At 72.0% G+C, this 12,821-nt stretch carries 7 protein-coding genes; 3 read left to right on the forward strand and 4 right to left on the reverse strand.

Annotation, left to right across the window (positions count from 1 at the left end; all coding sequences use genetic code 11):
- Positions 1-349: 349 nt before the first annotated feature.
- The gene (locus tag IF78_RS0142200) at positions 350-898 is read right to left on the reverse strand and encodes a MarR family winged helix-turn-helix transcriptional regulator (protein WP_031488071.1); all 549 of its coding nucleotides are present in this window, start codon (positions 896-898) and stop codon (positions 350-352) included.
- Positions 899-1,040: 142 nt separating this feature from the next.
- On the opposite strand from IF78_RS0142200, the gene IF78_RS0142205 reads away from it, so the two are divergent.
- Positions 1,041-2,309: an MFS transporter gene (locus IF78_RS0142205; RefSeq protein WP_199921479.1), complete on the forward strand. Its 1,269-nt coding sequence runs from the start codon at positions 1,041-1,043 to the stop codon at positions 2,307-2,309.
- A gap of 32 nt (positions 2,310-2,341) precedes the next feature.
- On the opposite strand, the gene IF78_RS0142210 is transcribed toward IF78_RS0142205, so the two are convergent.
- Both IF78_RS0142210 and IF78_RS0142215 read right to left on the reverse strand, forming a co-directional pair.
- Positions 2,342-4,000, reverse strand: coding sequence for an ATP-binding SpoIIE family protein phosphatase (locus IF78_RS0142210; protein WP_031488073.1), 1,659 nt, complete (start codon positions 3,998-4,000; stop codon positions 2,342-2,344).
- Positions 4,001-4,239: 239 nt separating this feature from the next.
- Complete coding sequence (locus IF78_RS0142215; RefSeq protein WP_031488074.1) at positions 4,240-5,619, reverse strand: NAD(P)/FAD-dependent oxidoreductase; 1,380 nt, start codon at positions 5,617-5,619, stop codon at positions 4,240-4,242.
- A 385-nt stretch (positions 5,620-6,004) separates the two neighbouring features.
- Here IF78_RS0142215 and IF78_RS0142220 point away from each other — a divergent pair, with 385 nt between their 5' ends.
- Positions 6,005-6,775 carry a TetR/AcrR family transcriptional regulator gene (locus tag IF78_RS0142220; RefSeq protein ID WP_031488075.1) on the forward strand — a complete coding sequence of 257 codons (771 nt, stop codon included), beginning with the start codon at positions 6,005-6,007 and terminating at the stop codon, positions 6,773-6,775.
- Positions 6,776-7,086: 311 nt separating this feature from the next.
- Entirely contained in the window at positions 7,087-9,093 is a 2,007-nt protein-coding gene (locus tag IF78_RS0142225) for a sigma-70 family RNA polymerase sigma factor (protein ID WP_031498822.1), read from the forward strand.
- Between the two features lie 46 nt (positions 9,094-9,139).
- Here IF78_RS0142225 and IF78_RS0142230 read toward each other — a convergent pair whose 3' ends face one another.
- Complete coding sequence (locus IF78_RS0142230; protein WP_031498823.1) at positions 9,140-12,520, reverse strand: AfsR/SARP family transcriptional regulator; 3,381 nt, start codon at positions 12,518-12,520, stop codon at positions 9,140-9,142.
- Positions 12,521-12,821 lie beyond the last annotated feature (301 nt).

Raw genomic sequence — 12,821 nt, forward strand, 5'->3', positions numbered from 1 at the left:
CGCGTTTCCCTTTCCGGCGGTTCCGACTTTATCAGATCCTCTCGGGCCTGACTCCCAGTCAGCGGGGCTTGTCTTCGCGGCCGTTGGGCCGTTCCGACGTCTCAAACCTTAGCGGATCCGCTCGGCGATTCCCAATCGGGCCGCCGAGTCCCAATTCGAATTGAATTCGGGCATGCCGAAATCAACCCCGTTGGGAGATCGTGCTGGTGGTTTGGTGCCGCTTTCGCGGCGGGAGGTGCTGTCGCAGAACCGTTACGGCTCCGCGGCAACCCGAAGAACTCTACGGATCCGGCTGGGGGCTGTCAAGCGTCCCCTGTCAAGATCTTTTGTGTCGGTGCCGGGGCCTGCGTCAGTCCAGGTCGCTGAGTCGTCCGCCGGCGTCCGGCTGGGCGTGTTCCACCCTGCGGAGCAGGCGGGTGAGGACCTCGCCGAGGGTGGTGCGCTCCTCTGCCGAGAGGTCCTGGAGCAGGTCCTCCTCGAAGACGGACGCGAGGCGCATCGCCTCCAGCCACTTCTCGCGGCCCTCCGCGGTGAGCTCGACGATGACGCGGACGCGGTTGGACTCGTCGCGCTCCCGGGTGACCAGACCCTCGGCGGTCATGCGGTCGATGCGGTGGGTCATGGCGGCCGGGGTGAGGCCGAGGCGCTTGGCGAGGTCGCTGGGGCCCATGCGGTAGGGGGCGCCGGAGAGGACGAGGGCCTTGAGGACCTCCCACTCGGCGTTGCTGATGCCGAGGGCGGCGGTCTGGCGGCCGTAGGCGACGTTCATGCGTCGGTTCAGGCGGGACAGTGCCGAGACGATCTTCTCGACCTGGGGGTCGAGGTCCTGGAACTCGCGCTGGTAGGCGGCGATCTGTTCTTCGAGGGTCGGCTCACTGACGCCGGGGGTGTCGCCCATGGGCCGAGTATGGCACGGGCTCGCTTGGCGTTGAAGTTCTTCGGCATGTACTGTTTAGCTTCGAAGTTTAGCTTTGAAGTCTTCAGATCTGCATCCGAGAGATATGAGAGAGGTGAACGTGACCAGGGCGATGGGCGCAGCGATGCGCCGGATCCACGTGGGCAACGCACTCAGCGCGTTCGGGCTCGGTTTCACCGTCCCCTACCTGTACGTCTATGTGGCGCAGGTACGGGGGCTGGGTTCCATGACGGCGGGGCTCGTCCTCGCCGTCTTCGCCGTGGCCGCGCTGGTCGTGCTGCCGTTCGCCGGGCGGGCGATCGTCCGGCGGGGCCCGCTTCCGGTGCTGCTCGCCGCTCTGGTCACCGCCGCGCTGGGGGCGCTGAGCCTGGGACTCGCGGGAAGTGCGGCGGCCGTACTGCTGTCGGCGGCCGCGCTCGGGGCGGGGCAGGCCGTGATGCAGCCGGCGCTCGCGACGATGATCGTGGACTGCTCCACGGCTGAGACCCGGTCACGTGCGTTCGCGATGCAGTTCTTTCTGCAGAACCTCGGGCTGGGCGTTGGCGGGCTCATCGGCGGGCATCTCGTGGACGCGTCGAGCGTCTCGTCCTTCACGCTGCTGTTCGCGATCGAGGCGGCGATGTTCCTGCTGCTCGTCGTGGTGATGTCGACGGTGCGGATGCCGCGGGCGCCGCGCATCGAGGGTGCGCCGGGGGCCGGCTCGGCGAAGGGGAGCTGGAAGCAGTTGCTCGGGAACCGGGCGATGGTGCAGCTGTGTGTGCTGGGCTTCGTGTTGTTCTTCGCCTGCTACGGGCAGTTCGAGTCGGGGCTGAGTGCGTACGGGGTCGAGGCCGCCGGGGTGTCGACGTCCGCGCTCGGGACCGCGCTGGCTGCGAACACCGCGATGATCGTGGTGGCGCAGTTCGCCGTGCTGAAGTTCGTCGAGCGGCGGAGGCGGTCACGGGTGATCGCGGCTGTGGGTTTGATCTGGGCCGTGGCGTGGGTCGCTGCGGGGTATGCGGGGCTCGGGCACGGGAGTCAGGAGATGGCCACGGCTGCCTTCGTCTCCACGTATGCGCTGTTCGGGCTGGGTGAGGCGATGTTGTCGCCGACGGTCGCCCCGCTGGTCGCGGACGTGGCGCCGGAGGGGATGGCTGGGCAGTACAACTCCGCGTTCGCCCTGGTCAAGCAGCTCGCGTTGGCGGTTGGGCCGGCGGTGGGTGGACCCATGGGGGCCTCGCTGCATGGGCCGTACGTCGTGACGTTCCTGTTGTTCTCGTTGGGGATCACCTATCTCGCGCTGCGGCTGGGGCGTGAGCTCAGCGCGGTGCAGGACCGGCCGTGGCTGGGGAAGAGCCGGGTTGTGGCGCAGGGGGCGGCCTCACCGGTGGGGCAGTCCCAGGCGCATGCCTGACATGTGCCCTGCCCGCTGAGTGGCGCCCCTCGCTAGCGGCCCGCCCCCTGCGGGAGTGCGAACTCGCACCACACCGCTTTTCCACCCCCCGGCGTCCTGCGTGAGCCCCAGGCGGAGGCGATGGTGGCGACGATGGCGATGCCTCTGCCCGACTCGTCGGCCGGTTCGGCGCGTCGGCGGCGGGGGAGGTGGTCGTCGCCGTCGGTGACCTCGATGATCAGGCGGCGGTCGGTGCGGCGGAGCCGTAGCCGCATGGGTGGGGTGCCGTGTTGGAGTGAGTTGGCGACCAGCTCGCTCGTCGCCAGGACGCCCAGGTCGTGCAGGTCGGTCGGGAAGCGCCAGCTCGTCAGGACGCCGGAGGCGAAGGCACGCGCGCGTGGGGCCGCCTCCACACCGCCGAGGAGTTCCAGGGCGGCGTTGCGGAAGAGGTCGCTGTCGGGGCCCGTGCGGGCCGGGTGCTGGAGGACCAGGACGGCGACGTCGTCGTCGTGGTCCGCCGTGACACCGGCGGAGCGGACCAGGCGGTCGCAGATCACCTGGGGGGTGCCGGTCGCGCCGGCCAGCGCGCGCTCCAGGGACGCGATGCCCTCGTCCAGGTCCTCGTCGCGGCGTTCGACGAGGCCGTCGGTGTAGAGCACCGCCGTGGAGCCGGGGCTCAGGGCGATCGAGCCGGACGCGTGCATCCAGCCGCCCGTGCCGAGGGGCGGGCCGGTGGGTTCGTCGGCGCGCTCGACCGCGCCGTTCTCGTCGCGGACCAGGATCGGGAGGTGGCCGGCGGATGCGTACACCAGGCGGCCCTCGTTCGGGTCGTGGACGGCGTAGACGCAGGTGGCGATCTGGTTGGCGTCGATCTCCGTCGCCAGGCCGTCCAGCAGCTGGAGCACCTCGTGCGGGGGGAGATCCAGGCGGGCGTACGCCCTCACCGCCGTACGGAGTTGGCCCATGACCGCTGCCGCGCGTACGCCCCTGCCCATGACGTCGCCGATCACGAGGGCCGTGCGGCCGCCGCCCAGGGTGATCACGTCGTACCAGTCGCCGCCGACCGCGGCCTCCGTGCCGCCGGGGTGGTAAGTGGCGGCGATGCGCAGGTCGTCCGGTTCTTCGAGCTCCTGGGGGAGGAGGGAGCGCTGGAGGGTGACGGCCGTTTCGCGTTGGCGGCGTTCGCTGGCGCGGAGGCGTTCGGCGGCTTCCGCGTGGTCGGTGACGTCCGTGGCGAAGACGAGGACGCCGCCGTCGCCCTCGGTGACCGGGGTGCAGGTGAAGGTGTAGGAGCGGCCGTCGGGGGCCTTGCGGGACTTGAGGGTGCGGGGCTTGCCGCTGCGCAGGACCTGGTCGAGGAGCGGAAGCAGGCCCAGTTCGGCCAGCTCGGGCAGCGCCTCGCGCGCGGGTTCACCGGGGGGCCGTACGCCGAAGGCCGTGACGTAGGCGTCGTTGACGTAGGCGAGTCGGTGGTCGGAGCCGTGGACGAGGGCGACCAGGGACGGGACGCGGTCCAGGACCTCGCGGACCGGCAGCTCGTCCAGGGCGGGGATCGGCGTGGCCTCGTCGGTGAGGTGTTCGGCGCGGGCCGCGGGGACGGCGCCCGGGTTCTCCCCCCGGCGGTCCTGGGTGACCGCCGCCGTGCTTTCGGTCCGCGCTGCGGCGCGGCGCTGCGTTCCGGGGAGCCGGGCGCTCCAGCGCGTGAAGTTCACGAATCCTTGCCTCGTGTCGTCGTCTTCTGCCGGCTCCGGACCCGGCCTGGGGTCTGAGGGGTGGCACCAGCACCCCGGGGTTGCAGCACTGTGAGAGAGCCTCGCGGGTCGAAGGGCGGGCGGGTGCCCGTCCGGGGTCGTCCAGGGTCGGGATCGGTTCGGGGATCAGTCTGGCAGTGCGGCCGACCTGGCCGACACCCGTCAGACGCCTGCCCCGTCGGTGGAGTTCCTGGGTCCGGTCAGGACGACCCCTTCGTGTCGTCTCCCGGGTTGAGGTGATGCTTTCCACCGGCCGCGAGTTCGAACTCCGCTCGGGGATGTTCGAGTGATCCGAGGGAGACGACCTCCCTTTTGAAGAGCCCCGACAGTGTCCACTCGGCCAGGACGCGGGCCTTGCGGTTGAAGGTCGGCACCCTGCTGAGGTGGTAGACGCGGTGCATGAACCAGGCAGGGTAGCCCTTCAGCTTGCGGCCGTAGACGTGTGCGACGCCCTTGTGGAAGCCGAGGGAGGCGACCGATCCCGCGTACTTGTGGGCGTACGCCTCCAGGGGTTCGCCACGCAGGGTGTGCGCGATGTTGTCGCCGAGCACCTTGGCTTGGCGCAGGGCGTGCTGGGCGTTGGGGGCGCACTCCGTGCCCGGTTCGCGGGCGGTGACGTCGGGGACGGCGGCGGCGTCTCCCGCGGCCCACGCGTGCGTGGTGCCCTCGATCGTCAGCTCCGGGGTGCACCTCAGCCTGCCGCGCGCGTTGAGAGGAAGGTCGGTCGCGGCGAGGATCGGGTGGGGTTTGACGCCGGCCGTCCAGACGACCGTACGGGTCGGGAAACGGGCACCGTCGCTGAGGACGGCCACGCGGTCCGCGCAGGACTCCAGGCGGGTGTGCAGGCGTACGTCGATGTTGCGGCGGCGCAGTTCGGTGACGGTGTAGCGGCCCATGTCCTCGCCGACCTCGGGCAGGATGCGGTCGGAGGCCTCGACCAGGATCCACTTCGTGTCCTCGGGCCGGACGTTGTGGTAATAGCGCGTGGCGTAGCGGGCCATGTCCTCGAGTTCGCCGAGCGCCTCCACACCCGCGTAGCCGCCGCCAACGAACACGAAGGTGAGGGCCGCGTCGCGGATCGCGGGGTCGCGGGTGGAGGAGGCGATGTCCATCTGCTCGATGACGTGGTTGCGCAGCCCGATGGCCTCCTCGACCGTCTTGAAGCCGATGGCGTGGTCGGCCAGGCCCGGAATGGGGAGGGTGCGCGAGACGGAGCCGGGGGCGAGGACCAGTTCGTCGTACGACAGCTGTTCGGTGCCGGTGCCCTCCTCCTCGGTGGCGAGGGTGGTGAGGGTCGCGGTGCGCTTGGCGTGGTCGATGGCCGTGGCCTCGCCGATGATGATCCGGCACTGCGGCAGGACGCGGCGCAGCGGTGCCACCACATGGCGCGGCGAGATGGAGCCGGCGGCCGCTTCCGGGAGGAACGGCTGATAGGTCATGTACGGGTCGGGAGTGACGACCGTGATCTCGGCTTCGCCCCGGCCGAGTTCCTGTTTCAGCCTCCGCTGAAGGCGCAGGGCCGTGTACATCCCGACGTAGCCGCCGCCGACAACGAGAATGCGCGCACGTTCCTTCACCATCCCATGACGCACCCGGCGCTTGCGTTTGTCCACAGGCTCGACAATTTGTGTGACCGGAGGCCGTCGACCTCACGGTTTGGCCGAATTGCCGGAGTGCGCGGAAACGCCGCAGGTCAGTGGGTGTGCGCCGGGGGATCGCGGGTGGCTCAATCGGGACGTAAACGACTCGTACTCCGATCGAGGGGCGCTCCGTGCGGAACGTGCCCCTTCTGAATTGAGTCCCGCTCAACTATGTTCGTATGTCGACGGGGTGTAGGGGGATGCGCTCTTCGGGTCCGTGAGTCACACACGGCGGACCCGTAGTCCGGGCTTGTTCCGCGACGCTCCGGCTTTGCAATGACGGGGAGAGTCTCCGGGGGGAGACGTCATTACCGGGGGATCGCTTATGCATGTTCAGGATTCTCGATGGTCTTCCGCGTCCGCCATCACAACAGGCGGCGGAGCGGTGGGCGGCACGATGAGCGCGGCTGCGGGCAACGGACGCGGGGATGCGCGTACGACGCCGCTGCGCGTGGACGCACAGCGCAATCTGGAGCACGTGCTGCGTGCGGCGCGCGAGGTCTTCGGCGAGCTGGGATACGGCGCGCCGATGGAGGACGTGGCGCGGCGCGCGCGGGTCGGCGTCGGGACGGTGTACCGGCGCTTCCCGAGCAAGGACGTCCTGGTGCGGCGGATAGCCGAGGAGGAGACCTCGCGGCTGACCGACCAGGCGCGTGCGGCGCTCGGCCAGGAGGACGAGCCGTGGTCGGCGCTCTCGCGCTTCCTGCGCACTTCGGTGGCGTCGGGGGCGGGCCGGCTGCTGCCGCCGCAGGTGCTGCGGGTCGGGGTCGCGGACGACGGTGCCGTGGTCGACGAGGCCCGGGTGCCGCAGCAGCGGACGCAGCCGGGCGCGGGCGAGCTTCGACTGGTGCCCGAGCAGCCGGCGGCGGTGCCGACGGACGACGCGGGAGCGGCGGCGCTGCTCGACGTGGTGGGCCAACTCGTGGAGCGGGCGCGCGCGGCGGGTGAGCTGCGGGCCGACGTGTCGGTGTCGGACGTCCTGCTGGTGATCGCGACGGCGGCGCCCTCGCTGCCGGACGCGGCGCAGCAGGCGGCGGCCTCGGCTCGGCTGCTGGACATCCTGCTGGAGGGGCTGCGGTCGCGGCCTCAGGCGTGAGCCGGCGGAGGCGACGACCGTTGCTTCGAGGACGAGCGTGACTTCGAAAGGGTGACCAAGAGGCGGGGTGCTGCGCCGCCCTCGCCTCGAACACCGTCGCGGGATATGCCGGGAATCTCGGGCACCGCGGTCAACTCCCGCCCGACGAAGGCTGTTTGAGACTTCCCCGTACGGGCGAGGGGTAGTACGACGGTGCAGGAAGCCCCCACGGACGAGTGGATGTACGTACGGGTGGGTCCTGACCAAAAGCCGATGTGGCACCCTGACCCGGTGTCCAGGACTGGTGGAGCTGGCGGCGGGGGCTTTCCGCGATGAGCGTTGACGGGTGGGACGAGTCACGCGGTGACGGTGACTCGGCGACTCCTCAGGTGCCCAGTCAGGGCGGACGGGCGGATGTGCCGTCGGGCGGCGACCCCGCGGAACACCGCCCGCAGGCACGCGCGGAGGGCGGCGTCCCGGCACAGCGCGACCGGCGCGAGGACGGCGCGCTGCCTGCGCCGCGCGAACTGCCGCCGTCCGACGCCGACCTGATCGGGCGGATGCGGGCCGGCGACGACACCGCGTACGAGGCGCTGTACCGGCGCCATGCGGAAGCGGTGCGCCGGTACGCGCGCACCTGCTGCCGTGACGCCCACACCGCGGACGACCTCACGGCCGAGGTCTTCGCCCGCATGCTCCAGGCGGTACGCGGCGGCTCCGGGCCCGAGCACGCCGTACGCGCGTATCTGCTCACCTCGATCCGGCGGGCCGCCGCGGACTGGACGAAGTCCGCGCGGCGCGAGCAACTGGTCGACGACTTCGCGGTGTTCGCCGCGCAGTCCGCGCGCGTGCCCGACGTGTCGGACGACACCGCGTCCTTTGGCTCCGGCGGAGCGGGCCTGGACCTGGGCGCGGACGTGCGCGCCATGCACGAGGCCGAGCAGTCCATGGCCATGCGGGCCTTCCGGTCGCTGCCGGAGCGCTGGCAGGCGGTGCTGTGGCACACCGAGGTCGAGGACGAGTCGCCGAGCGAGGTGGCCACCCTGTTCGGGCTCGACGCCAACGGCACGCGTGTCCTCGCCAGCCGTGCCCGCGAGGGCCTCAAGCAGGCCTACCTGCAGGCTCATGTCAGCGCCAGCCTCGCCGGTGACGAGGCATGTGCCCGCTACGCCGACCGGCTCGGCGCCTACGCCCGCGGCAGCCTGCGCACCCGTGCCGAGCGGGGTCTGCGCAAGCACCTGGAGGAGTGCGCCAAGTGCCGGCTGGCCGCGGGCCAGATCAAGGAAGTCGCCAGCGGTATCCCCGCCGTCGTACCGGTCGCGGTCATCGGCTGGTTCGGCGCCGCCGGGTACGCCAAGGCGGCCGGCCTCATCGCCGGCGGTGCCGGAGCGGGTGCGGCCGGAGCGGCGGGGGCGGCCGCGGCGGCGAGCGGTGGTTCGGCGAGCGGTGCCGGTGCCGCGGGCGGGGCCGGGGCCGCGGGCGGAAGTTCGTCCGGTGGCGCCGGGGGCGGTGCGGCGGCCTCCGAAGGGCTGGGCGCGCCGCTGAAGGCCGGTATCGCGGCCGGTGTGGTCGCCGTGGGCGTGGCGGCGGCGATCGTGCTCGCGCTGACCGGCAACGACAAGCCGGCCGAAAAGGAGGACGCCAAACAGCCTCCCGTGCCCTCCCCCATCGTCGAGGAAACGCCCACGCCGGAACCGTCGAAGAAGGAGCCCGCTCCGCAGCCGCCGGCGATCGTCCCGGCCGTGGAACCGAAGCCGACCCCGACACCCACCCCCACACCCACCCCGGCTCCGACGCCGACCCGCACGCCCAGTCCGACGCCCACGCCCACCCCCTCCGGGACGCCCACGCCCACCCCCGCACCGACCCCGACACCCACCCCGACGCCGACACCCCCGCCCGCCCCGGTCGTCTACCAGTGGAGCGAGCTGTCGTACGACGTCGCCGGCGACGGCACCGAACCCGAGATGCGGATCGGCGAGAGCAGCTGGGTGTGGCAGCGGTACGGCGTCTCGATCGCCGACAAGCGCTATGCGCACGGCGTCACCGTGCACGGCCGGTCCTCCGTCGCCGTCGACCTCAACCGGGAGTGTTCCGCCTACGACGCGTTCGTCGGCGTCGACGACACCACCCTGGGGCTCGGCAAGTTCTCCTTCTCGGTCTACGCCGACGGCGTCCGGCTGTGGCGGTCCCCGCTGCTCAAGGGCGGGGACCCGGCGGTGCCCGTCCATGTGAACCTCGCCGGGCGCGAGACCGTACGGCTGGTGGTCGAGCCGCACAGCACCGTCGACACCCTGTTGCTGGCGGACTGGGCGGAGTCGAAGTTCAGCTGCGTGTAGGGGTGCTCAACAACGCGTTCAACGTGTTCACCCGGCTTTCTGGGGCTTATGACGCCTGTTCGGCGGGGACCTGGAAGTCGCGCACGGCCTCGTCGAGGTCGCGCAGGACCTCGTCCTGGGTGAGGGCGGCGCCGCGGGAGTGCTCGGCGGTGAACCGCTCGGCCCCCAGGGCGGTGCGCGCGGCGGACTCGGCCCGCTCGGCGTGCGCGCGTTCCGGCGGGAGGCGCGGATGGCCACCGCGCCAGTGCTCCGAGGCGGCGAGCAGGCGTACCGCGCGCGGATGGTCACCGAGGCGGGTCAGCAGGTCCGCCGCGGTGTCCGCGAGGGTCGCCGTGATCAGGTCGGCACAGCGCTTCTCCACGGCCATGCGCAGTGCGCCGGCCAGGCGGGGCAGGCCTTGTTTCGGGCCCGACTCCGCGGTCACGGTCAGTGCGTCGAGCGTGTTGAGCATGACGACGAACTGAGGTGGGGGCGTGGCACGCTCGGTCTCCACGCGGGCCGCCTCACACAGCTCACGCGCGTGTGCCGTGTCCTGGTCGTCCAGCGCGATCTGGGCCCGCATCAGCAGTACGAACGCACGTGAGTCCGCCACGCCGAACCGGTCGGCCGCCGCGGCGGCCTCGTCCAGCGCGGCCAGGGCGGCCGTACGGTCGCCCGAGCGGTAGGCCAACTCGGCGAGCCTGGCGACGAGGAACGGGGTCTCCGCGTACGCGCCCACCTCGTGGGCGAGGCGCAGCGCCTCCTCGTACTCGCCCTTGGCCTCCTCGAAGCGGCCGCGCGACACGGCCGTCTCGCCGGCCGCGCTGCACACCTGGGCCCGCATCCAGCGGTCGCCGGCCCGGCGGCTGAGGATCCGCAGTTCTGCGAGGTCGTCGTCGATCCCCGCCAAGCCGCCCGGTGAATCGACGAGCATGTGCGTGCGGAACATCAGAATGCAGCCGGTCTCCCAGTCACCGCCGTGCGCACGGCAGTTGGCCAGCACGGCGTCCATGACGGGTCCGGTGTTCGCCGTCTGACCCAGCATGTAGTGGGTCAGCGGCCAGACCAGGCCCGGAAGGCGGGCCGCTTCGGGGCCGCCCCGCGCGAAATGGGCCCGCACCTGCTCGACGTACCACCGCAGTCGATCGTCCTGCCAGTGCTCCACCGGTTCGAACTCGATGGCCAGGAACAGATGCAGCAGGCGCAGACTCATCCGGGGCGCATGCCGCGAGTGGCGCGCCTGCCCCTCCGGGTCGGCGAGGAAGGCGTCCACCGGGTCGGCAGCGGGAGGGGCGCCTTGGCGGGTGGCGTCCAGGGCGGCGCACAGGCGCAGGATCCGGTCGACCCAAGCGGCGCCCTCTACTCGGTAGTTGCGCAGCCACCAGAACCAGCCCATGGCGAGGCAGATGGACGTGGCGGCCGCTTCGTCGTCTGCCGTGAGAGCGCGGTCGAGGGCGGCCCGGATGTTGTCCAACTCCGTTTCCAGGCGGGAGATCCACGGGAGCTGGTCGGCGGAGCGCAGCAGCGGGTCGGCCTTCTCCACGAGCGCGCGCACCCACACGCGGTGCCTGCGCTCGGCCGCGAGGCGCAGTTCGGGGAGTTCGGCGGCACGCTCGACGGCGTACTCGTGGATGGTCTCCAGCATGCGGTACCGCATGCCGTCCGAGCCGTCCCGCTCGCACGGGGTGGCCACGATCAGGGACTTGTCGACGAGCGCGCCGATGACGTCCGCGGTCGTCGGCCCGGCGCACACGGCCTCCGCCGCCGCGAGGTCCCAGCCGCCCGCGAAGACGGACACCTCGCGCAGCACCGTCCGCTCCGGCTCGTCGAGCAGGTCCCAGGACCAGTCGACGACGGCGCGCAGGGTCTGCTGGCGGGGCAGGACCGTACGGCTTCCGGAGGTGAGGAGGCGGAAGCGGTCGTCGAGGCGGTCGGCGATCTGGCGGGGGGTGAGCAGCCGCAGCCGGGCCGCCGCCAGCTCGATGGCCAGCGGCAGGCCGTCGAGGCGGCGGCAGATCTCCGCGACGGCGTCCTCGTCGCGCTCGTCGCGCAGGACGGCGGCGGCGTCGAGGCGGACGGCCGCCGCGCGCTCCGCGAAGAGGCGGCGCGCCTGGTCGGGGAGCAGGGGCTCGACCGGGCGCACCGACTCGCCGGGGACGCCCAGGGGTTCACGGCTGGTGGCGAGGATCGTGAGGCCCGGGCAGTGGGTGAGGAGGGTCTCGGCGAGGGTGGCGGCCGCGCCGATGACATGTTCGCAGTTGTCAAGGATCAGGAGCTTGCTGCGCGGGGCGCAGTACTCGATCAGCAGGGCGACCGGGTCGTCCTGCGGGCCTGCCAGCTCGTTGGTCAGGAGCACGGTCTCGCGCAGACCGAGCGCGTTGACCACCGCGCCTGGCACCGCCTCCGGCCGGTCGAGCGGGGCGAGCTCGACCAGCCATGCCTGCGGGAGCCCGGCGGCGGCCTCCTCGGCGAGACGGGTCTTTCCAGAGCCGCCCGGTCCGGTGAGCGTGACCAGTCTGGCCCTGTGCAATTCGGAACGGATGGCGTCGAGTTCGAGTTCCCGGCCCACGAAAGAGGTAAGGCGGGGACGGAGGTTGCCGTTTCGTTCGGGGCGGTGCGGATGGTGCGGGTGGTGCCGGTGGCCCGGGGTCGGCGGGCGTGGCTGCGGCTGGGTTTCCAGGCCTTCGGGAGTGGTCTCGGTGCTCGGTCCCCTGCTCTGCTCAGGTGCCGTCGGTGTGAGCAGCTCGGCGTGCAGGGCCCGGAGTTCGGTGCCGGGGTCGGTGCCGAGGCCGTCGGCGAGGGCGCGGCGGGCGGATTCGTACGCGGCGAGGGCGTCGGCCGGGCGGGCCGTGTCGCGCAGGGCGCGGATGAGGAGGGCGTGCAGCGGTTCGTCGTACGGGTGAGCCGCGGTCAGTTCCCTCAGTTCGGGTACGACGTCCTGGGCGCGTCCGAGTCGCAGCTCCGCCTCGATACGCGCGCGGGTCGCCTCCAGGCGCAGGGCCTCCGGGCGGGTCGCTGCGGCCGTGCGGTCGGGGAGGTCGGCCAGGGCCGGGCCGCGCCACAGGGTGAGGGCGGCGGTGAGGTCGTGGGCCGCGGTGGACGGGGCGCCGCGGTCGAGGGCGGAGGTGCCTTGGCGTACGAGGCGTTCGAACACGAAGAGGTCTACGTCGTCCTCGGTCGCCGCGAGTCGGTAGCCGCCGGGGACGGAGGTGACGGCCTCCTTGCCGAGTGTGCGGCGCAGGCGGCCGACCAGGGCGTGGAGAGCGGCTGGGGCGTCCTGGGGTGGGTTCCCGGCCCAGATCTCGTCGATCAGGGTGTCGGGGGTGGTGGGGCGGCCGGGGCGCAGGGCGAGAGCTGTGAGCAGCGCGCGTAGGCGTGGGCCGCCGACGGGTATGACGGTGCCCTGGTCGTCCTCCGCCTGGGTGACGCCCAGGATTTTGTACCGCACCTGGTCATTGTCGCGGGGGTGGATGCTTGGGGCACGGGTTTTGGCGGCGTGGGGGCGTGGTTACGGTGAGTCGGCCGTGTGCGGGCCGGGAGGGTTCTCGCCCCCGCTGCCCCTACCCGTCCCATCCTGAAGGGGCTCCGCCCCTTCGGCCCCGCCAGGGGGCTCCGCCCCCTGGACCCCCGTCGGCCCTGAAGGGGCCTCGTCCTCAAACTCCCCCAGACGGGCTGAGAGATGCGGACCGGCATTAAGAGGCGAAGCCACTGAGGGCTGCCCCACCCCTGTGCGCGCCCCACCCCCTACC

Origin of the sequence: Streptomyces bicolor, assembly GCF_000719285.1 — a bacterium.
In the GTDB taxonomy this organism is placed as follows: domain Bacteria; phylum Actinomycetota; class Actinomycetes; order Streptomycetales; family Streptomycetaceae; genus Streptomyces; species Streptomyces bicolor.